Source organism: Pseudomonas sp. ICMP 10191 (assembly GCF_001467335.1).
GTDB classification, from domain to species: Bacteria; Pseudomonadota; Gammaproteobacteria; order Pseudomonadales; family Pseudomonadaceae; genus Aquipseudomonas; species Aquipseudomonas cerasi.
Window position 1 is genome coordinate 162,516 of the sequence record NZ_LKGW01000135.1, and the last position, 20,062, is coordinate 182,577.

Annotated in this window: 20 protein-coding genes; 11 read left to right on the forward strand and 9 right to left on the reverse strand. The window is 60.5% G+C overall.

The features are described 5' to 3' along the window. Positions 1 to 99: 99 nt before the first annotated feature. The gene (locus AO388_RS21235; RefSeq protein ID WP_003340858.1) at positions 100 to 483 is read right to left on the reverse strand and encodes a RidA family protein; all 384 of its coding nucleotides are present in this window, start codon (positions 481 to 483) and stop codon (positions 100 to 102) included. 167 nt (positions 484 to 650) lie between these two features. Between AO388_RS21235 and AO388_RS21240 the strand changes: the two genes are divergently transcribed. Next, on the forward strand, positions 651 to 1,346 hold the full coding sequence (locus tag AO388_RS21240; RefSeq protein WP_003368765.1) for a tRNA (adenine(22)-N(1))-methyltransferase: 696 nt from the start codon (positions 651 to 653) through the stop codon (positions 1,344 to 1,346). Positions 1,347 to 1,686: 340 nt separating this feature from the next. Continuing rightward, positions 1,687 to 2,226 (forward strand): DsbA family protein, encoded by a 540-nt coding sequence (locus AO388_RS21245; RefSeq protein WP_058417068.1) that lies wholly within the window; start codon positions 1,687 to 1,689, stop codon positions 2,224 to 2,226. Between the two features lie 9 nt (positions 2,227 to 2,235). Here AO388_RS21245 and AO388_RS21250 read toward each other — a convergent pair whose 3' ends face one another. Together AO388_RS21250 and AO388_RS21255 are read right to left on the reverse strand one after the other, a co-directional pair. Continuing rightward, a complete protein-coding gene (locus tag AO388_RS21250) occupies positions 2,236 to 3,207 on the reverse strand; it encodes an alpha/beta hydrolase (protein WP_058417069.1) in 972 nt (323 codons plus the stop codon). 75 nt (positions 3,208 to 3,282) lie between these two features. Continuing rightward, a complete protein-coding gene (locus tag AO388_RS21255; RefSeq protein ID WP_058417070.1) occupies positions 3,283 to 4,209 on the reverse strand; it encodes a Gfo/Idh/MocA family protein in 927 nt (308 codons plus the stop codon). Positions 4,210 to 4,496: 287 nt separating this feature from the next. On the opposite strand from AO388_RS21255, the gene AO388_RS21260 reads away from it, so the two are divergent. Then, entirely contained in the window at positions 4,497 to 4,916 is a 420-nt protein-coding gene (locus tag AO388_RS21260; RefSeq protein WP_003368770.1) for a hypothetical protein, read from the forward strand. 25 nt (positions 4,917 to 4,941) lie between these two features. Then, positions 4,942 to 5,835, forward strand: coding sequence for a cation diffusion facilitator family transporter (locus tag AO388_RS21265; protein WP_003368771.1), 894 nt, complete (start codon positions 4,942 to 4,944; stop codon positions 5,833 to 5,835). A gap of 6 nt (positions 5,836 to 5,841) precedes the next feature. Here the strand turns inward: AO388_RS21265 and AO388_RS30090 are convergent, their stop codons facing one another. After that, positions 5,842 to 6,561 carry a DUF6515 family protein gene (locus AO388_RS30090; RefSeq protein ID WP_058417093.1) on the reverse strand — a complete coding sequence of 240 codons (720 nt, stop codon included), beginning with the start codon at positions 6,559 to 6,561 and terminating at the stop codon, positions 5,842 to 5,844. Here AO388_RS30090 and AO388_RS30095 point away from each other — a divergent pair. Both AO388_RS30095 and AO388_RS21280 read left to right on the forward strand, forming a co-directional pair. After that, positions 6,505 to 7,053 (forward strand): hypothetical protein, encoded by a 549-nt coding sequence (locus tag AO388_RS30095; protein ID WP_063613817.1) that lies wholly within the window; start codon positions 6,505 to 6,507, stop codon positions 7,051 to 7,053. The genes AO388_RS30090 and AO388_RS30095 overlap by 57 nt on opposite strands. Before the next feature lie 348 nt (positions 7,054 to 7,401). Continuing rightward, a complete protein-coding gene (locus AO388_RS21280; protein WP_002555305.1) occupies positions 7,402 to 7,881 on the forward strand; it encodes an Lrp/AsnC family transcriptional regulator in 480 nt (159 codons plus the stop codon). Between the two features lie 13 nt (positions 7,882 to 7,894). On the opposite strand, the gene AO388_RS21285 is transcribed toward AO388_RS21280, so the two are convergent. From AO388_RS21285 to AO388_RS21300, 4 genes are all read right to left on the reverse strand, one after another. After that, entirely contained in the window at positions 7,895 to 8,527 is a 633-nt protein-coding gene (locus AO388_RS21285; protein ID WP_003368776.1) for a pseudouridine synthase, read from the reverse strand. 79 nt (positions 8,528 to 8,606) lie between these two features. Then, positions 8,607 to 10,070, reverse strand: coding sequence for an AMP nucleosidase (gene amn / locus AO388_RS21290; protein ID WP_003368777.1), 1,464 nt, complete (start codon positions 10,068 to 10,070; stop codon positions 8,607 to 8,609). A gap of 52 nt (positions 10,071 to 10,122) precedes the next feature. Then, on the reverse strand, positions 10,123 to 11,772 hold the full coding sequence (locus AO388_RS21295) for an acyl-CoA dehydrogenase family protein (protein WP_058417071.1): 1,650 nt from the start codon (positions 11,770 to 11,772) through the stop codon (positions 10,123 to 10,125). Positions 11,773 to 11,894: 122 nt separating this feature from the next. After that, complete coding sequence (locus AO388_RS21300; RefSeq protein ID WP_046718968.1) at positions 11,895 to 13,889, reverse strand: sensor histidine kinase; 1,995 nt, start codon at positions 13,887 to 13,889, stop codon at positions 11,895 to 11,897. A 365-nt stretch (positions 13,890 to 14,254) separates the two neighbouring features. Between AO388_RS21300 and AO388_RS21305 the strand changes: the two genes are divergently transcribed. The 4 genes from AO388_RS21305 (at position 14,255) to AO388_RS21320 (ending at position 18,079) form a co-directional block, all read left to right on the forward strand. Beyond that, positions 14,255 to 15,052, forward strand: coding sequence for a hydroxymethylpyrimidine/phosphomethylpyrimidine kinase (locus AO388_RS21305; RefSeq protein WP_046718967.1), 798 nt, complete (start codon positions 14,255 to 14,257; stop codon positions 15,050 to 15,052). 23 nt (positions 15,053 to 15,075) lie between these two features. Beyond that, positions 15,076 to 15,693: a thiamine phosphate synthase gene (thiE, locus tag AO388_RS21310; protein WP_003368782.1), complete on the forward strand. Its 618-nt coding sequence runs from the start codon at positions 15,076 to 15,078 to the stop codon at positions 15,691 to 15,693. Positions 15,694 to 15,950: 257 nt separating this feature from the next. Further along, on the forward strand, positions 15,951 to 17,234 hold the full coding sequence (hemL, locus tag AO388_RS21315) for a glutamate-1-semialdehyde 2,1-aminomutase (protein ID WP_003368783.1): 1,284 nt from the start codon (positions 15,951 to 15,953) through the stop codon (positions 17,232 to 17,234). 296 nt (positions 17,235 to 17,530) lie between these two features. Then, the gene (locus AO388_RS21320) at positions 17,531 to 18,079 is read left to right on the forward strand and encodes a tetratricopeptide repeat protein (RefSeq protein WP_003431680.1); all 549 of its coding nucleotides are present in this window, start codon (positions 17,531 to 17,533) and stop codon (positions 18,077 to 18,079) included. A 42-nt stretch (positions 18,080 to 18,121) separates the two neighbouring features. On the opposite strand, the gene AO388_RS21325 is transcribed toward AO388_RS21320, so the two are convergent. Further along, the gene (locus tag AO388_RS21325) at positions 18,122 to 18,448 is read right to left on the reverse strand and encodes a DUF1820 family protein (protein WP_003368785.1); all 327 of its coding nucleotides are present in this window, start codon (positions 18,446 to 18,448) and stop codon (positions 18,122 to 18,124) included. 139 nt (positions 18,449 to 18,587) lie between these two features. On the opposite strand from AO388_RS21325, the gene miaB reads away from it, so the two are divergent. Further along, complete coding sequence (gene miaB, locus AO388_RS21330) at positions 18,588 to 19,916, forward strand: tRNA (N6-isopentenyl adenosine(37)-C2)-methylthiotransferase MiaB (protein WP_003368786.1); 1,329 nt, start codon at positions 18,588 to 18,590, stop codon at positions 19,914 to 19,916. The last annotated feature ends 146 nt before the right edge of the window (positions 19,917 to 20,062 follow it).

Here is a 20,062-nt window from a genome sequence, read left to right on the forward strand (position 1 = left end):
GCCTTGGTGGCAAGCAACGAGATCCGGTTCCACGGGATGTCCAACTCTGCACAGGCGCAGAACACTGACGCGAGCATCAGTCAGGTGTGTGCGTTACGGTCAGCCCGCTTTGGCCGCCATCGCCGTCACTTCAACCCGCATGCCCTCAACCGCCAACGCAGCCACACCCACTGCCGCGCGCACGGGCCACGGTTTTTTGAAGAAGCGTTTGTACACTTCGTTGAAGGCGGCGCGATCGGCCATGTCGGTCAGGTAGATGGTCAGGTGCATGACCCGGTCCATCGAGCTGCCGGCGCGTTCGAGGGCGTCTTTCAGGGCACGCAGGGTGCATTCGCTTTGCTCGGTGATGCCGCCCAGTTCCAGGCTACCGTCGGGATGAGTAGGGATCTGGGTGCTGACCAGCACGCCGTTGAAGTCGGCGACGTCCGACGAGATGGACTCCGGATCTGGATCGGGGGTAAAGGTGATGTCTGCGTTTGCCATGGGATCTCTGCTTTGCAAAGGATGGAAAACGCTAAGCCTACGCGAGCGACAGGTGGGGGTCGAGCCGTGGGCTTTGTCGCGGAAAGTTGAAATGCGCCGCGTTGCTCTACAGAATCGCGCCCGGACCCGGCCATGCTGTCGGACGTTTGGGGTGAAAGGGGTTGCCGTTGAACGAACAGAGATTGTCCATGCGCCTTGAGCGTGTGGCGACGCACGTACCCGCCGGTGCACGGCTGGCTGATATCGGCTCGGATCACGGTTATCTGCCGGTCGCGCTGCTGAACCGTGGCGCCATCTCGGCGGCGGTGGCTGGCGAGGTGGCATTGACGCCGTTCTGCGCAGCCGAGCGCACCGTGCGTGAGAACGATCTGGAGGATCAGGTCAGCGTGCGCCTGGCCGATGGTCTGGCGGCGATCGAAGCGCAGGACGCGATCACGGCGATCAGTCTCTGCGGCATGGGCGGCGAGACGATTCGCGACATCCTTGAAGCGGGCAAGGCGCGCCTGAGCGGTCAGGAACGCTTGATCCTGCAACCCAACGGCGGCGAGCAACCGTTGCGTGTCTGGCTGATGGAGCATGACTACCGCATCGTCAGCGAAGAGGTGCTGCGGGAAAACCGTTTCGACTACGAAATCATCGTCGCCGAACGCACAGGCCCCGTTAAGTACACGGCTGAGGAACTGTATTTCGGCCCGCTGCAGATGCAGGCGCGCAGCCCGGCGTTTCTGCTCAAGTGGCAGCGTTTATTGGGCAAAAAACAGAAAACGCTGAACAACTTCGAAAGAGCACAGAAAGGCGTGAGCGAAGAAAAAGGGCAGGAGGTTGCGCAGCAGATTCGCTGGATTAGCGCATTGCTGGCCTGAAAATCGAACTCATGCCCGAACCTGCTCTCAAACCCGCATGATCCGCAGTTCAGGCTTTTATGGCGCCTCAAGCTGGTGGTGTCAAAGTTGCAATGTGTGACGCGGAGCGTCACGAACTGCATTCCCACGCGGAGCGTGAGGAACGAGAGGTGTGCGGGAGATTACTTCTCGTGACCATGCGCGGCGCAGGGCAATCAGCCCAGCGCGCCTGTTTGTCTCGCGCCAATGCTCTGCGTGAGGAGCGAGAGGTGTCCGGGAGAATGCTTCTCGTGACCATGCCCGGCGCGGGCAACCAGCCCGGCGCGTTTTCTGTACAACCCTCGACGGGAGCAACACGACCATGTATTCAGACGTACTTTCCTGGGGCCACGGACCTCGTCTGTTCGAAGTCTTTCTTGAGCCAACCTGCCCTTTTTCAGTGAAGGCCTTCTTCAAGCTCGATGAGCTGCTGGCTCAGGCCGGAGAAGACAGGATCACGGTCAAAATCCGCCTGCAATCGCAGCCCTGGCACATGTTTTCGGGTGTCATCGTGCGCTGCATTCTGGCGGCTGCGACCCTTGAAGGCGGCAAGCAAAGCGCCAAGGCGGTCATGACGGCGGTTGCGTCGCACCGTGAAGAATTCGAGTTCGAACACCACGCCACCGGCCCGAACATGGACGCGACGCCCAACGACATCATCGCGCGCATCGAGCGTTACAGCAGCTTGGCGCTGGCGGAGGCATTCGCCAATCCCGAGCTTGAACAGGCCGTGAAATGGCACGCCAAATACGCTCGCCAGAACGGCATACATGTTTCGCCGACCTTCATGATCGACGGTCTTGTGCAGCCGGGCTTGAGCAGTGGCGACCCCGTGTCGAAGTGGGTCGCAGAATTGGGTTGAGCGGCGGGCTCAACCCAGCGCACCGATCCGCTCATTGATCCATTCACGGCTGCGCGCCAGCGCCTTGCGCGCCAACGTGGTCGGGAAATGGATGAAGCCGTGCGGCGACTCGGGCATGAGGTGCATTTCGACGTCTGCCGAGTTGGCCCAGCGCTCGGCCATTTGCAGTGTGTCATCCAGCAGCGGGTCGATCTCTCCGACGAACATCAGTGCGGGCGGAAGGCCGGTCAAATCGCCATACAGCGGTGACAGTGGCGGCTCGCGGCGTTTATCGTCGCTTCGGTCGGGGGTAAGCGCGCGCATGGCGCCGACCATGCCCGGACCGTCCAGCACCAGCGTCTCCGGCCCTGCGGTACGCACGCTCTTGGTGCCCGTCAGGTCGTAAACGCCGTAGTACAGCACCGTCCCCACTATCCGCTCGAGCAGATCAGGTCGGCTTTTCAATTTCAGAAGCGTGGCTGCGGCAAGATGTCCGCCAGCGGATTCGCCGACCACGATAACCGGCAGGCCGGCAAACTCCTCGCAGTCTTTGCCCAACAGCCAGCAGGCGGCAGAAAAACAATCCTCCATCAGGCCCTCGATGGGGGTTGTTACAGCAAGTCGGTAATCAACCGAAACAATGGCTACGTCGCAGGCGTTGACCATGCCGACGTTGAGATCATCGTTCATCTGGGCATTACCGATCACCCATCCGCCGCCGTGGATGTCGAACACCACGCCCTTGGGTTTACCTTTGGGGCGGATGATGCGCACGGGCACCGGTACGTTATCCGAACTGACCGTTCTTTTCTCAATGCGCAGGTCATGGCCTCCCGGTTTCAGGGCGCTGCCGATCTGAGCTGCACGCAACAGCGCCTGAATCAGCCGGGGCGTGACGCGATTGCGAATCTGGAAACGCGGCATCCGCGCGAGGGTTTTATTAAACCGTCGTACTTCTACCAATTCCTGCTCACTGGAAGGCCAAGGCTGTTTTGTGTCCACTTTCTGCTCTCTTGTCAGGCTGACGTATGCAGGGGCGCGCAACGCGGTTTGCCCCCACCTGTACCTGAGAGGCTTTTAGTCGTAGAACGGTTCAACGGATGCCCGACTGCCCACGAAAAAACTGTCCGCGACCAGCCGCAACGGTTGCAGGTCCAAATCACTGGCTTTATCACCGATCAACTGTTGGAAGTGGCGATACACCGCTGCGTACTCGCCCTCTTCCGAAACAGCCTGACGCACGCCATCGATACTCAACACTGCACCGCCGTTGTCCAGGCGCAACGTCCCCTCAGCGCAGCGAACCTCGATGCTCCAAAGCTCGTCGTGACCATGATCGAAATCGAACTCGGCGCGGATATCGAGATGGCGCGTGTCGGACATTTTGATGGACGCAGCGATAGGCGACTGGCAATTGCTCGGCACGCGCAGTTCGGCAGACTCGACGAACAATGACAGTGGCAGCAGGTGGGTCACGATCGATAGGGCATTGATGCCCGGATCGAACACGCCCAGGCCACCGGGCTGCCAGATCCACGCCTGACCGGGGTGCCATTTGCGCACGTCTTCTTTCCAGTCGATCTGCACGCTGTGCAGGGTGCGGGTGGACAACCACTCACGCGCCGCTTCGATACCCTGCGCGTAACGCGAATGCCAGGCAAACAGACCGCTGACGCCCTGCTCTTGCACCTGGGCCACCAACGCCATCGCCTCACCCAGGGTCGCGCACGGCGGTTTCTCGACCAACACATGTTTGCCGGCCGCCAACGCTTCCTGCACCAGGGCAAAGCGACCTTGCGGGGGCGTACAGAACGCAATCGCGTCAACCTGCAGCCCGCTCGCAAGCAGTTCGCCCAAGGATTTGAAATTCTCTACCCCGGCGCACGGCTGGCCTTGCGTGGCCACGGCCACCAGCTTAAACGCGGGGTTGGCGTGGATCGCCGGGACGTGTTGATCCTGCGCAATCTTGCCGTAGCCCACCAGACCGAGACGAATCGGTTGCATACATGACTCCTGAGTTTTTGTAGTTATCGTGCGGCACAGTAAACCAGATGTTAATCGTGGTCGGTAAGGGGCATCGGCGCGGGAGCTGTTTCTCTGGTCAATCTCATATTCGACAAATCTTCAGCGCCTGCTCAGGGCCTTCGTGAGCAAGCTCACTCCCACCACTGCGATGGCTCCGCATCCCATGTGGTTTAACTTAATGGCCGCAGAACCACGCCATCACTCAATAGTCTTAGCCTTGCAGTCATTGCCTTGTATAGTTGCCCTCTTCATCTCAGGAGCTTTCCATGCGCATTCCTTCTCGCTTGATCGGTGGCGTTCTGGTCGCCACGTTGCTGACTCAGATTTCGGCCTGCGGCAGTATTTTCTATCCTGATCGTCGTGGTCAGATCGATGGCAAGGTTGACCCGGCCATTGCGGCACTGGATGCTTTCGCGCTGCTGTTCTATATCATTCCAGGGGTGATTGCGTTTGCGGTGGACTTCGCCACTGGTGCGATCTATTACGGGCCTGGCGAGCATGCGCAGATCGATCCGCAAAAGCTGCAAAAAGCGCTCAAGGCTGACGGCAGTGTCGACAACACCAAGCTGCAAGCCATCATTGAAACCGAGCTGGGCCGTTCCCTGCCGTTGAACGATCCACGCCTGATCCAGCACAAAGGCAGTGTCGAACAACTGGCAGCACTGGGTCTGGTCCCGGCTGCCTGATATCAATTCCGTTCAAGGAAGCGTCATGAGCACCACTGCCGAACATTCCCGACTGCTGCGTCTCGCGACACGGGCTTCGCTGGCAGTTGCCACGACGCTGATCCTGGCCAAGGGCGTTGCCTGGTGGCTGAGCGGTTCGGTGAGTCTGCTGGCCGGTCTTACCGACTCGCTGCTCGATGGCGCCGCCTCGTTCCTCAACCTGCTGGCGGTGCATTACGCACTTAGGCCTGCAGATGACGATCATCGCTATGGCCACGGCAAGGCGGAAGCGCTGTCGGGCATGGCGCAGGCGTTGTTCATCACCGTCAGTGGTGTGCTGATTGCCGTTCAGGCGGTCGAGCGCCTCCAGAATCCCGAACCGCTGGGCGCGCCGCTGCTGGGCATGGTCGTGATGGTGGTTTCCATCGCGCTGACGATCGCACTGCTCACCCTGCAATACCGGGTGATCAAGGCGACCGGCTCGGCAGCGATCCGCGCCGATTCGCTGCACTACCGTTCAGACCTGCTGCTTAACGCCAGCATTTTGGTGGCGCTGACGTTGGCGTATTTCGGCTGGCAACAGCTGGACGCGTATTTTGGGCTGGGCATCGCGCTGTATATCTTGTGGAGCGCCTTTCAAATCGCCCGCGAAACGATATCGGTGTTGATGGATGCGGAGTTGCCGGCCGATGTCAGCACTCAAATGCTGGCACTGGCGTGCGATGTGCCGGGCGTGCTCGGGGCGCATGATCTGCGTACACGAATCTCCGGTAATCACTGGTTTGTGCAATTGCACCTTGAGCTACCGGGCACCCTGACGCTGTCGGTCGCCCACGCCATTTGTGATCAGGTGGCCGACGCCATTCACAAGCAATTCCCGAAGGCCGAAGTGCTGGTGCACGCCGACCCTCAGGAAGTCGTCAAGCAGGCCAGTGCCTGACCGGCATCAGTTGACGCTGTAACCTCGCCCCGCCAGGCACGCGCCCATCGAGCGACGATACAGATCGACCAAGTCAGGCGATGGCTGGCCGGTGACATTGGCCGGGTCGAAACCGCTTTGCTCCGCAGCCCAGCGGTAGCACTGGTATTTATCCAGCTCGACCTGCTGCGGGCTCTGCCCGTTGGCAGGGTAGGCCACCGGATCATAGCCATTGCCCTGTTGTTCGGCCGGCGGAGCCTGATACACGGCTTCGTTCTGCGGCGGATTGACCACCACATAGTCCTGACTGTCCGGCTGGTAGGCGTAATAGGTGCCGGCAGCCAGAAACAGCAGGCTGCTGCCGATCCATACTTCCTGAGAGTAGGACGGTAGTCTGCTGACACGCACGCCGTAGGGCGGTGTCACCACGACATAACGCGGGCCTTGCGGGCGATACCAGTAGCCACCCGAGTAGTAATAGTCCTGCCCACGATAGGGAATACGCGAGTAGCCGCCCGGTACGCGATCTATCGCATAGCCAGGCCGGTATTGCGGGCCGGGGCCCCAGCCGTTGCCACGCCCATCGGGGCGTCCTTCCCAGTGATCATTAGGGCGACCGTTACCGGCCTGCCAGTTGCGGTTGTTGCCGCGTGGAATGTCCTGGTAATAGCCCTGACGCGGCGGCTGGGTTTGCCACGCCTCTTTCGGGCCGCTCTGAATCGGCAGGTTGTCCTGAGCCTGGCGCAACTGCTGACGCTGCTGGTTTTGCTGCTGCTGAATCTGGCGCTGCTGATCGCGCTGTTGCTGCTCGATCTGCTGTTGCTGCTGGCGCTCGACGTTGCGCTGCTGAAGCTGCTGTTGCTGGATCTGCTGCTGTTGCTGACGCTCGACCTGACGCTGCTGGTTCTGCTGCTCCTGAATCTGGCGTTGCTGATTGGTCTGCTGCTGGTTGATCAGTTGTTGCTGCTGACGCTCGACCTGGCGCTGCTGGTTTTGCTGCTGTTGGATCTGCCGCTGCTGATTGTTCTGCTCTTGAGCACGCTGTTGCTGCTGCTGACGCTGCTGCGCGTTTTCACCGGGGCTGCCGTAAAGCGGATTGCGCGGCGGTTCATCACGTTCGTCGGCCAGCGCCTGAGCACCAATGCTCAGACACAACAGACTTACACCCGCAAACTGCCAGATGCCAGATTTCATGCTTTCCTCACTAGAGCGCGGGTTGACGTCATTAAGACTGTTTAAGCGTAGCGCCGTTCTGCGCACTTTATCAGCAGACAAAGAAAAGGGGACCAAATGGCCCCCTTGAGATACTTCGTCCTGGCGCAGCGCTTTTGACGCTGGCTCACCTCATGCCGTCTTCTGGACAGTATGTAGCCCGGGGGCCTGACACACCCTGTTGGGTGGGAGGCCGCGACTGGCCTGATTCGGCGGGTCGCGCTGGACGCTATGTCCGGGCAGTGATTCTGTTTAAAAGAATAGGCCTGAGGCTGAGGCAGAAGATTGCTAATATTGCGGATTAAAACATTACTTGCGCAATTTTTGACTTCAGATGAATAATCCAGCGCAATTGAATTGATAATGGGGTGCATCGTGAGCAAGCTCGACAGATACGACCTGAGCATTTTGGCTGAATTGCAACGGGACGCACGGATATCCAACCAGGAATTGGCCGAACGCATTGGTCTGTCGCCGTCGCCCTGCTCGCGCCGGGTCAAGCAACTGGAAGACGACGGTTACATCGTGCGCCAGGTTGCCCTGCTGGACCGCAAGAAACTGGGCCTGAACCTGACCGCCTACGTGCTGATCGGCATGGACCGGCACACACCCGAGCGCTTCGAGAACTTCGAGCAGCAGATCCGCAACCTGCCTCAGGTACTGGAATGCAGCCTGGTGACCGGCATGGACGCGGACTATCAACTGAAGGTGGTGGTGCCGGACATGGATCACTATCAGAAGCTGCTGTTGGGCCATCTGACCCGCATCGAAGGCGTGACCAGCGTCAAGTCGAGCTTTGTCCTCAATCAAGTGCTGGCCAGCACCGAAATGCCGCTGACTCACCTGCGCAACTGAGCCAGCACCGGTATCACAGTTTTGCGGCGACTTCCCTGTACTGGCCCTGATCCAGGCCCTCCAGCGTCCAGTCGCCAATCCTGACCCGCACCAGCCGCAGGGTCGGCAAGCCGACGGCAGCGGTCATACGCCGCACCTGCCGATTGCGCCCTTCCTTGATCACCAGCTCCAGCCAGCTTGTCGGCACACTCTTGCGAAAGCGCACGGGCGGGTTGCGCGGCCAGAGTTGCGGTTCATCGAGCCGCCGCGCTTCGGCGGGCAAGGTCGGCCCGTCATTGAGCTGGACACCGTCGCGTAACTGCTGCAACTGCTCATCGCTCGGCTCGCCTTCGACCTGCACCCAGTAGGTCTTGGCCAGCTTGTGCTTGGGATCGGCAATGCGCGCCTGCAACTGGCCGTCGTTGGTCAATAGCAGCAAACCTTCGCTGTCGCGATCCAGACGCCCGGCCGGATAGATGCCGGGGATCTTGATGAAGTCCTTGAGCGTGGCGCGCCCTTCCTCATCGCTGAACTGGGTCAGCACGTCGAAAGGCTTGTTGAACAGGATCAGCCTGGGCTCGGCCGGTGGCGCTTTGGCGACACGCCGGGCAGTGCCTGTCGGTGTGGAGGCAGGACGGCGGGATACGGGGCGTTGGGTGCGGGACATGAGAATTCGGCAATCGGAAAACAGAAAGGGCCACTTTAGTGGCCCTTGGTGCAAATACCAATCTATTAACGGCAAGCCATCAACGGAATGGCGGCTCGTCGAAGCTGCGCAGTTTGCGTGAGTGCAGCGAGTTCACCTCGGTACGCAGCAGGTCCAGCGCAGCGATGCCGATTTTCAGGTGCTGACTGACAGCACGCTCATAGAACGCATTCGCAGAACCCGGCAGCTTGATTTCGCTGTGCAGCGGCTTGTCGGATACACACAGCAACGTGCCGTAAGGCACACGCAGGCGATATCCCTGAGCAGCGATGGTGCCGCTTTCCATGTCGACCGCCACTGCGCGCGACAGGTTGATCAGCGGACGTTCCTGAGCCCAGCGCAGTTCCCAGTTACGGTCGTCATAGGTCAACACCGTGCCGGTGCGCAGGCGCTTCTTGAGCTCTTCGCCGCGCTCGCCGGTAATCTGCGCAGCCGACTCCTGCAAGGCCAGTTGCACTTCGGCAAGCGCCGGAATCGGGATATGGGGCGGCAGTACGCGGTCGAGAATCCCGTCGCGACGCATGTAGGCGTGAGCCAACACGTAATCGCCGATGGTCTGCGACTGACGCAGGCCGCCGCAGTGACCGATCATCAGCCAGCAATGCGGACGCAGCACCGCGAGGTGATCGGTGATGTTCTTGGCGTTGGACGGGCCGACGCCGATGTTGACCAGCGTCACGCCATGACCGTCTTCGGCGATCAGGTGGTAGGCCGGCATCTGATAGCGGTGCCAGACCACGCTGGCGACGATGGCCTGGGCTTCTTCCTGGCCCATGCTCTTGTCGACCACCACGTTACCCGGCAGGACCATGCGCACGAAACGCGGGTCTTCGCGGAGCTTTTCCAGGCCGTGCAGAATGAACTGGTCGACATAGCGATGGTAGTTGGTCAGCAGGATCCACGGCTGCACATGGCGCCAGTCGCTGCCGGTGTAATGCACCAGACGGCGTAGCGAAAAATCCACCCGCGCAGCGTCGAACAGCGCCAGTGGCAGCGGATCGACGTTGGCCCAGTCGTAGAGGCCGTCGGCAATGCCGTCGGTGGCAGCCGACAGGTCGGTGCTCGGGAACACTCGTGCCAGCGCCGCCGCGGTGACGCCCGTGCCGGCCAGCTCATCGCCCTGCTCGACCACGTAAGGATAAGGAATGCTCTGCTCGCTCATACCGACTTCGACCGTCACGGTGAAATCGTTCATCAGCGGGACAAGTTGTTCGAGCAGGTACTTTTTGAAGGCCTTGGGCTGCGTGACGGTGACGCTGTAAGTGCCCGGCAGTTGCACCTTGGCGTAGGCGCGCGTAGTGACCGGCACTTCGCCCTGGCATTTGTAGACCAGGCGCAGTTCCGGGTAGCTGAATTGCGCTCGCTCTTCGGCAGTGGGTTCAACGCGGTCTTTCAGGTAGCGCTTGAGCGCCTGACTCAGCGCACTGGTGGCGCGTTCATGCAGCTCGGCGAGCCGTTCTACAGCCTGCTCGGCGGTGTCGACAACAACAAAGGCTTGGGTCACGATTCATGTCCTGTCTGATCTTGCAGACGTGCATCGTAACGGGTTCGCGTGCTCATGCCACCTGCGGCGAGGCCCTTTGCAGCAATGTTTCTACGTCAACACCCTTGGGCAAAGCGCCATACACCCGCCCGCCAGACACCAGTCGACCGGCAATGAAGCCGTCACTGACCGCCGCGTTACCCGCTTCCAGCAACAACTTGCCCTGCAAGGCGATGGCGATGTCTTCGGTCAGTTGGCGGGCGCGGTACTGAATGTCGCCGGTGTCCTGAAACGCCGCCTTGAGCTTGCCGATATGTGCCGCCAGCTGCCGGTCGCCATGTCCGTCGCCCAGTTCGTCGAACAGCGCATCGAGTGCGCCGGGCTCCTTGGACAGGGTTCGCAGCACGTCCAGGCATTGCACGTTGCCGGAGCCTTCCCATGTCGAGTTGACCGGCGCTTCGCGGTACAAGCGGGGCAGAATGCTGTCCTCGACATAACCGGCGCCGCCCAGGCACTCGGCGGCTTCGTTGATCATGGCCGGGGCGCGTTTGCAGATCCAGTATTTGCCCACTGCCGTGACCAGACGCACAAAACGCTTTTCGTGGTCATCATCCAGGTGATCAAGCGCGCGCCCCATCCGCAGGGTCAGGGCCAGCGCGGCCTCGCTTTCCAGTGCCAGATCAGCCAGCACGTTCTGCATCAACGGCTGCTCGGCGAGCAACCGGCCACTGACCGTACGGTGCGCGCAATGGTGAGTCGCCTGAGTCAGCGCCTGACGCATCAGGGCACTGGAGCCAATCATGCAGTCGAAACGGGTCATGGCGACCATTTCGATGATGGTCGGGACGCCGCGCCCTTCTTCGCCGATCATCCATGCCAGCGCGCCACGAAACTCGACTTCGCTGGAGGCGTTGGACCAGTTGCCGAGCTTGTTTTTCAGGCGCTGAATGTAAAACTCGTTACGCGTGTCGTCCGGCCTATGGCGCGGCAGCAGAAAACAGCTGAGGCCCTTGTCGGTCTGCGCCAGGGTCAGGAATGCATCGCACATCGGTGCCGAGCAGAACCATTTGTGCCCGACCAGCTCGTAGGCCTGGCCGGGGCCGCCTGCTCCCACCGGGAACGCACGCGTGGTGTTGGCGCGCACGTCGGTGCCGCCCTGCTTCTCGGTCATGGCCATGCCGATGGTCGCGCCACGCTTGTGCGCAATGCCCACGTTGCGTGGATCGTACTCAGTCGACTGCACCTTGGGCAGCCAGATTTCAGCCAGATCCGGTTGCAGCCTGAGCGCAGGAACGCTGGCGAAGGTCATGGTCAGCGGACAGCCGCTGCCAGGGTCTGCCTGGGTATGCAAATAACTCATGGCCGCACGCGCCACGTGAGCGCCGGGCTGCGGATCGGTCCATGGCAACGACGGGATGCCATGCTCGATGGCCGTGCTCATCAACTGGTGATACGCCGGGTGGAACTCGACCAGGTCGATGCGGTGCCCGTAACGGTCATGGCTGGCAAACTCAGGCTTGTGCTGGTTGGCCAGAAAGCCCGCCGCCATCAGCGGGCCACCTGCCAGCGCACCGTAGGCATCGATACGCGACTGCGCCCAGCCCGCCCCGAATCGCCTGCTCCATTCCTGAAGTGGCACGTCGATACGGTAAAGGTTTGCCCCGTCCAGCGGCGGCGGTTGATTGGTGACTTCGTGGGTTTCGGCGAATTGATTCAGGTTCATGAGTCATCTCCTGCCTGAGTACACACACAACATGCACACAGTGAATCACGCACCCGGCCCTCGCAAAAGTGCCGTAGCCGCCTAACCGTCGGCGCTTTCAGCTGATGACGCTATAAGGCCGCTTATATACCCCATTGAGCCTTGAGTTCAGGCGCCCTGCGCACCGCGCCCGGCACGACCATCAGCATCGGCACGCTCAGCGTGAAACAGCTGCCCTTGCCGGGCTCGGAACGATGACTCAGTTCGCCGCCCTGCAACTCGACCAGTTTCCGGCAGATCGCCAGTCCGATGCCCAGCCCGCCGTATTCGCGGGTCATGGAGCCATCGACCTGAAAGAAATGCTGATACAGCCGGGCTTCGTCCAGGCGGCTGAAGCCGATACCGCTGTCCATCACTTCGACCCGCAGGTACAGGCGCTCCAGGTCTTGCGGATGGCCACTGAAACGTACCTGCACCGCGCCCTTCCGGGTGAATTTGATCGCGTTGTCCACCAGACACTCGATGCACTGGTAAAGCTTGCTCGCGTCGCCACGAAGGCTCGGCGGCAGTTTATCGTCCAGATCGAGCGTCAATATCAGGCCCTTGGACTGAGCCGCGCCGCTGAAACGCTCCTCTAACCTGTCAGCCAGATCCTCGGGGGAAAACGCCTCGCAGTCGGCGTACAGCACACCGGCCTGCAGCTCGGTGAGGGTCAGGATACCGTTGATCATGCTCATCATGTCGCGTGCCGAACTGGCGGCGGTTTGCTGATACATCTCGACTTCGTCGTCCATGTCCAGCGTCTGCATGACCTCCAACGATCCGATCACCCCGTTCATCGGCGTTCGCAGCTCATGGGTGAGCGTGGCAAGGAACTCGTCCTTCAGCCGGTTGCTGTTGGCCAGTTGCTGGTTGAGGCGCTCCAGATCCTGACCGGCGGCCAGCAAGGTTTGCGCCTGCTGCCTGCGGGCGTGGTTGATACGGTCGGCCAGCGCCATCGACAGGAAGGCCATTTCCAGCACCGTGCCGATGTGCGAGGCGTACATGGTCAGGAAGGTATTGGGCAGATAGCCAAGCAGCATCAAGCCGAAGATCAGTCCGCTGACCATGAATACCGACCAGGCAAGTACGAAGTAGCGCCCGACCCGTTCGCCTTTGATGACCGCAACGATACCCGCCAGGTAGATCGTCAGAGAGCCCGCCATGACCAGCTGAGTGGCACCGCGCAGAGCCGGCCCGTAGCTGAGGAACAAGGCCATGAACATGACCAGTACGGCAGCGCCGATAACCGCCAGCAGCAGCCGGTCCAGCCAGCGGCTCAACTGCGCGGTGCCCAGAAAGCTGCGCGAAAACTGGCATGCGAATAACGTCGCCAGCGACATCAGGAAGGGGGTCGACGCATTCGCCCACCAGGGGCTGTCAGGCCACAGGTATTCGATGGCGACGCCGTTGATCGACATCTGATAAAGCCCGAACGAGGCGACATACAGCAGGTAGTACAGGTAATCCACCTCACGAACGCTGAGGTAGATGAACAGGTTGTAGACCAGCATGCCCAGCAGCACGCCGTAGATCAGACCGAAGACGTAAACCTTGGTGGGCTGAGCGTCCAGATACGCGTGGGTAGACCAGAGGTTGAGCGGTGCCTGAACAGAGCCTTCGCTGCGAATACGCATGTACAGGGTTCGCGCCTGGCCCGGCGGCAGGTCCAGCTGGAAGAGGTAGTTGTTCTGGGCGAACTGGCGGCTGGAGAACGGCAGCATGTCTCCAGTCTGCCAGACCCGCCCGGGATTCCCGTCGGCATCCGGGACATAGAAATCAATGTGGTCCATTGGCGGATAGGCCAGTTCCAGCAACCAGTCGTTATGGATGCTGGCGTCCGTCGGGCGATAGGTCAGCTCGACCTTCAGCCAGAAGGCGGAACGCGAATAACCGGCGTTGAAGGTCCCGGAAGGCACGGACTGAAAGGCACCGGCGTGAGCGGCGGCGCTGACGCTTTCGATGGTCGCCTCGCCGGTCGGGTCTTCGAATACCTGAATGGCACGGCCCAACGGCAGAAAACGAGTGTTTTCATCAAACTCGACTGCATGACTCTGCAACGGCAGCCAAAGAGCCAGAATGATCAACAGATAGCGCATTGAAGCCCCAAGGTAGGTCGTCGCGTTCAATCCATCCATTGATTACGACGTCCCGCAAATTTCTATCCTTGAAACAGGCTAATGATTCAAACAGACCGTTGAACGTGCACATGTACCGGCAGACATCAGTAAAGACCCGAACCGTCACTTGTCAGCCTTGCCACTCAAGCATAGCCGCTAATAGCTTAAAGACAGTATCGCGATCAAAATCAAGGCAATAGCTCTATATCGGTGACCGCAAGGCAAACATGAGTACTTTTTAAGGTTTTGTCGAGCCTGCCGTTGTCACCGATCGGGCTCGACCCGCAAGAAAAAACCGGCACCCCGAGCGGCCCGCGAAAGGTTTAGTGATAAGCTCGCGCACCATGAATATCTATAGCTCCCGCCCCGTAGTCCTTTGCCTGTCCGGTCACGACCCTAGTGGCGGCGCCGGTATGCAGGCCGATATAGAAGCCCTGCTCGCCCAAGGCTGCCATGCCGCTCCGGTGATTACCGCGCTCACCGTGCAAGACACGGTGAACGTCAGTGATTTCCGCGTGCTGGATCGCGAATGGGTGATGGCGCAAGCCAATGCAGTCCTCAACGATTCGAGCGTAGCAGCCGTCAAGCTGGGCATGCTGGGGTCACTGGAAATGGTCGATACGGTAGTCGAACTGCTTTTGGCCCACCCGCATTTGCCCATGGTCTGTGATCCGGTGCTACGCGCTGGCGGCGGCGGCAGACTGGGCAAGGACGAGGTCGGCTACGCCATGCGTGAACGCCTGTTGCCCCTGTCGACCATCGCCACCCCGAACCTTCCGGAAGCCCGCATCCTTGCCGAGCTTCCCGAAGGGACTGCGGACGAGTGCGCTGACAAACTACTGCCGTTTTGTGAATATCTGTTGATCACAGGCGGACATGGTGACGAGCAGCAAATCCATAACCGTCTGTACCTGCGTGACGGCCGGACCCACACTTTCGTCTGCGAGCGTTTGCCCGGCAGCTACCACGGCTCTGGCTGTACCCTGGCCAGCGCACTGGCCGGGCGCATCGCCCAGGGTGAAGAGCTGGTCAGCGCGGTGAAGTCGGCACTCGACTACACCTGGCGGACCCTGAGGGATGCCGAACAGTTGGGCCGGGGGCAATTCGTGCCACGTCGGCTGCCGCTGGATTTTTGCTCGTAACACATCGCCATGAGGGTCGATTCATGAAACTGCGTGGCCTGTATGCCATTACCGACAGCCAGTTGCTGTCCGGAAAATTTCTGTCGTATGTCGAAGCTGCGCTGGACGGCGGCGTGACGCTGCTGCAATACCGCGACAAGAACAGTGACGAGTCCCGGCGTCTGCGCGAAGCGACCGAACTGCTCAAGCTCTGCGAGCGCTACAAGACCCGGCTGATCATCAACGATGACGCTGAGCTGGCTGCGCGGCTTGGGGTGGGCGTGCATCTGGGACAGTCCGACGGCTCGCTGCCCGATGCCCGCGCCCTGCTCGGACACAAGGCGATTGTCGGTGCCACCTGTCATGGCCGCGTGGAGCTGGCCGAGCAAGCCAAGGCTGACGGCGCGACGTACGTGGCATTTGGCAGGTTCTTCAATTCCCTGACCAAGCCTGGCGCCCCCGCTGTACCGCTGGACCTGATCGCTCAGGTGCGTGCCAGGGTCCACCTGCCGATCGCGGTGATTGGCGGCATTACCCTGGAGAACGCACCGCAACTGGTTGAACACGGGGCCGACCTGCTCGCCGTGGTGCACGGCTTGTTCGGCGCTGAAAACACTCAGGAAGTGACGCGCCGGGCAAAAGCTTTCACGGCGTTGTTGTAGAGCGGAATGGTGGTGGGCCAGAACCGGGCGACGCTTCGTTTTCTCGCGAAGGCGATGGTTCAGAATGCTCTGTTTTCGGGGCCTGCACTGCCCCCTTCGCGAGCCAGTACGTGGATCCTCCTTCATTTGATATAGTGCGTGTTCCTGCGCCTTCTCTGGCTCATGCCACCCAATAAAGCAGCCCACCCTGAAGCTGCCCGCCTCGGCTGACCCCAGCGTAGACACGAATTCCCCCGCTTCAAAGCAGAGACCCGATCATGTCCCGTTCCGAAACACTGTTCGCCAACGCCCAAAAACACATCCCCGGCGGCGTCAATTCGCCGGTTCGCGCCTTCAAGAGCGTGGGTGGTACGCCACTGTTCTTCAAGCACGCTGCGGGCGCCTACGTGACTGACGAAGACGACAAGCGTTATGTGGATTACGTCGGCTCCTGGGGCCCGATGATTCTTGGCCATAGCCACCCCGACGTGCTCGACGCCGTGCGCAGCCAGCTGGAACACGGCCTGTCCTACGGCGCACCGACGGCCATGGAAACCGAAATGGCCGACCTGGTCTGCGAACTGGTGCCATCCATGGAAATGGTTCGCATGGTCAGCTCGGGCACTGAAGCGACCATGAGTGCAATCCGTCTGGCCCGTGGCTTCACCGGCCGCGACAGCATCCTCAAGTTCGAAGGTTGCTACCACGGTCACTCCGACAGCCTGCTGGTCAAGGCCGGCTCCGGTGCGCTGACCCTCGGCGTGCCCAGCTCGCCTGGCGTACCTGCTGCTTTCGCCAAACACACCCTGACCGTGCCCTTCAACAACCTCGACGCCGTGCGTGACCTGCTGGCCGAAGTGGGTCAGGAAGTGGCGTGCATCATCGTCGAACCCGTGGCTGGCAACATGAACTGTGTGCCGCCTGCGCCTGGCTACCTGCAAGGGCTGCGCGACCTGTGCGACGAGCACGGCGTGGTGCTGATTTTCGATGAAGTGATGACCGGTTTCCGCGTTGCCCTCGGTGGCGCACAGGCTTACTACGGCGTGACGCCCGACCTGAGCACTTTTGGCAAAATCATCGGCGGCGGCATGCCGGTCGGCTGCTTTGGCGGCAAACGCGAAATCATGTCGCACATCGCACCGCTCGGCCCGGTCTATCAGGCCGGCACCCTGTCGGGCAACCCGCTGGCGATGGCGGCCGGCCTGACCACCCTGCGTCTGATCAGCCGTCCGGGCTTTCACGATGAACTGAGCGACTACACCCGCCGCCTGCTCGAAGGCCTGCAACAGCGCGCCGATGCCGCAGGTATCCCGTTCGTGACGACCCAGGCCGGCGGCATGTTCGGCCTGTATTTCAGCGAAGCCGACCAAATCGTGACGTTCGAAGACGTGATGACCAGTGACTCCGAGCGCTTCAAGCGCTTCTTCCACCTGATGCTGGAAGGCGGTGTTTACCTCGCGCCGAGCGCTTTCGAAGCGGGTTTCACTTCCATCGCCCATGGTGATGCCGAGCTGAAACTGACACTGGATGCCGCAGAAAAGGCATTCGCTGCGCTGAAATAAGCTCGTCAGGCATCACTCGCGCAGGGTGTCAGTGAACCGGCGCGAGTGATGACTGCGAATGAAACTGAACGTTAAGTACGTATTTTGCTTCTACAATGCAATGCGAACGCTGCACAGACACGCTGACAACAACCCTCTTTCAGGTAATCCGCCCGTAAAAAAGGATGTTTTCAGGCCGTGCAGCAGAAAATCCGTAAAGACTTTGTAAGGTTGGCTCTGCTTATTTCATAATGCGCAGCCAGCACGTTTAGCTGGTCGGGCATGCCCGCACCTTTTTCAGAGGTAAGTCGACTCCCATGAACCGCACCGGCCGCACCCTTGTATTGGGCTGCCTGTTGCTTGTCTATCCTCTGCTGGCAACTGCCGGCGGCAACTCGTTGTTAGTCCCGGCGATGGGTCGTTGCACCCTCAATACCCAGCCAGAGAACCTGCCTGCAGCGCTCGAAGCCTGCCAGCAGGCCGCCAAGGGTGGGGACGCGCAGGCGCAGTACGAGTTGGGTGAGTTCTATTACGAGGGCAGAAATGCACCTCGCGATTTGTCGCAGGCGCTGAATTATTTCGAGCAGGCTTCGCTGCAGGGCCATGCCCAGGCGCAGTATCAACTGGGCTTGATGTTCAGCCGTGGTGAAGGTGTGCAGGCCAACAACATTCAGGCCTACATCGTGCTGAAGATGGCCGCGGTCAACGGTTCGGAAGACGCGCTGGACGCTGCCGACGAAGTCTCGGCGAAGATGCAACGTGACGAGCTCGAAGTCGCCACTCAGGTACTCGGGCAGATTTTCCGCAAATACCTGCTTGAACTGCAGACCGCCGAAGGTCGCAGTCCTTTTTCTCCGTTGCCCTGATCAGGAATCTTTCAGGGCAATCGCGATTCACACCTGCAACGCTTACTTTTCCGGCATCGGCATGGGGAACGGCATCACATTGCTGCTGCCGCGCGCTTCGCTGATCTTCGGCGTGCCCATGCGTTCGACTTCATCGATGCGCACAATCGAATGCATCGGCACGAAACTGCGCACCACACCTTCGAACTGGGCCTTGAGCTTCTCTTCGCTCGGGTCCACCACAACGGTCGTGCGCTCGCCGAAGACGAATTCTTCAACTTCCAGAAAGCCCCACAGATCACTTTGGTAGATCTGCTTGGCGTACATCTCGAACACCTGTCCCTGGTTGAGGAAAATCACCTTGTAGATTGGAGCTTCGCGTTTGGTCATAACGGGCGGGTAACGATCGGAGATGAAAAAGGGGCACGGACTATAGCATGTCAGCCCGCCTCGTCGGACAGCCGACGCTAGGAACCCGAGCCCTTCATCCTTATAATGCGCGGTTCACTGACACGGTTGATCATCACGCATGGCCAAAAAGCTTTATATCGAAACCCACGGTTGCCAGATGAACGAGTACGACAGCTCGCGCATGGTCGACCTGCTGGGCGAACATCAGGCCCTGGAAGTCACCGCTCGCGCGGAAGACGCCGACGTGATCCTGCTCAATACCTGCTCGATTCGTGAACGCGCCCAGGACCGGGTGTATTCCCAGCTCGGCCGCTGGCGTGAGCTGAAGCTGGCCAATCCGGAAATGGTTATCGCTGTAGGCGGCTGCGTGGCCAGCCAGGAAGGCGCAGCCATTCGTGATCGCGCGCCCTATGTGGACGTGGTGTTCGGCCCGCAGACCCTGCACCGCCTGCCGGAAATGATCGACGCCGCACGCGTGACCCGCTTGCCGCAGGTCGATGTCTCGTTCCCGGAAATCGAAAAATTCGACCACTTGCCCGAGCCGCGCGTCGATGGCCCGAGCGCTTATGTGTCGGTGATGGAAGGCTGCAGCAAATACTGCACGTTCTGCGTGGTGCCCTACACCCGTGGCGAGGAAGTCAGTCGCCCGTTCGACGATGTGCTGAGCGAAGTCATCCACCTGGCCGAAAACGGCGTGCGTGAAGTCACCCTGCTGGGGCAGAACGTCAACGGTTATCGCGGCACCACCCACGACGGCCGCGTCGCAGACCTGGCGGACCTGATCCGCGTGGTCGCCGCCGTCGATGGCATCGACCGAATTCGCTACACCACCTCGCACCCGCTGGAGTTTTCCGACAGCCTGATCCAGGCCCACGCGGAAGTGCCGGAACTGGTCAAACACCTGCATTTGCCTGTGCAGTCGGGCTCCGACCGTATTCTGGCGGCGATGAAGCGCAACCACACCACGCTGGAATACAAGTCGCGTTTGCGCAAGCTCAGGGCCGCAGTGCCGGGCATCAGTATCAGTTCCGACTTCATCGTCGGCTTCCCCGGCGAGACCGAAAAGGATTTCGACAACACCATGAAGCTGATCGAGGACGTGGGTTTCGACTTCTCGTTCTCGTTCGTCTACAGCCCGCGCCCGGGCACGCCCGCCGCGGACCTCAAGGACGATACGCCCGAAGCCCTGAAGAAAGAGCGCCTGGCAGCGCTGCAACATCGTCTGAACCAGCAGGGTTTCGAGATCAGCCGGCAGATGGTGGGCAGCATCCAGCGCATTCTGGTGACCGACTACTCGAAGAAAGACCCAGGCGAACTGCAGGGCCGCACCGAGAACAACCGGATCGTCAATTTTCGCTGCGACAACCCCAAATTGATCGGGCAGTTTGCCGATGTACACATCGATGATGCGCAGCCTCACTCGTTGCGCGGCTCGCTGCTACAGTAAAGCTTGAGTGTCGCCGCAGAAACGAATCGCCGAATGAATTCGTTTCTGCGCGGTCCCTACCATTGAGCACGGTGAATCCCTGGCGCGGCCTTTAACAAGGCAACGCTTTCGCACAATCAGCGCTAGGGGTATTCTTCAATACATCT

Coding starts and splice junctions, on each gene's coding strand:
- AO388_RS21235 (WP_003340858.1), bottom strand. CDS start 483: ATGGCAAACGCAGACATCACCTTTACCCCCGATCCAGATCCGGAGTCC.
- AO388_RS21245 (WP_058417068.1), top strand. CDS start 1,687: ATGTATTCAGACGTACTTTCCTGGGGCCACGGACCTCGTCTGTTCGAA.
- AO388_RS21255 (WP_058417070.1), bottom strand. CDS start 4,209: ATGCAACCGATTCGTCTCGGTCTGGTGGGCTACGGCAAGATTGCGCAG.
- AO388_RS21260 (WP_003368770.1), top strand. CDS start 4,497: ATGCGCATTCCTTCTCGCTTGATCGGTGGCGTTCTGGTCGCCACGTTG.
- AO388_RS21265 (WP_003368771.1), top strand. CDS start 4,942: ATGAGCACCACTGCCGAACATTCCCGACTGCTGCGTCTCGCGACACGG.
- AO388_RS21285 (WP_003368776.1), bottom strand. CDS start 8,527: ATGTCCCGCACCCAACGCCCCGTATCCCGCCGTCCTGCCTCCACACCG.
- AO388_RS21295 (WP_058417071.1), bottom strand. CDS start 11,772: ATGAACCTGAATCAATTCGCCGAAACCCACGAAGTCACCAATCAACCG.
- AO388_RS21300 (WP_046718968.1), bottom strand. CDS start 13,889: ATGCGCTATCTGTTGATCATTCTGGCTCTTTGGCTGCCGTTGCAGAGT.
- AO388_RS21305 (WP_046718967.1), top strand. CDS start 14,255: ATGAATATCTATAGCTCCCGCCCCGTAGTCCTTTGCCTGTCCGGTCAC.
- thiE (WP_003368782.1), top strand. CDS start 15,076: ATGAAACTGCGTGGCCTGTATGCCATTACCGACAGCCAGTTGCTGTCC.
- hemL (WP_003368783.1), top strand. CDS start 15,951: ATGTCCCGTTCCGAAACACTGTTCGCCAACGCCCAAAAACACATCCCC.
- AO388_RS21320 (WP_003431680.1), top strand. CDS start 17,531: ATGAACCGCACCGGCCGCACCCTTGTATTGGGCTGCCTGTTGCTTGTC.
- AO388_RS21325 (WP_003368785.1), bottom strand. CDS start 18,448: ATGACCAAACGCGAAGCTCCAATCTACAAGGTGATTTTCCTCAACCAG.
- miaB (WP_003368786.1), top strand. CDS start 18,588: ATGGCCAAAAAGCTTTATATCGAAACCCACGGTTGCCAGATGAACGAG.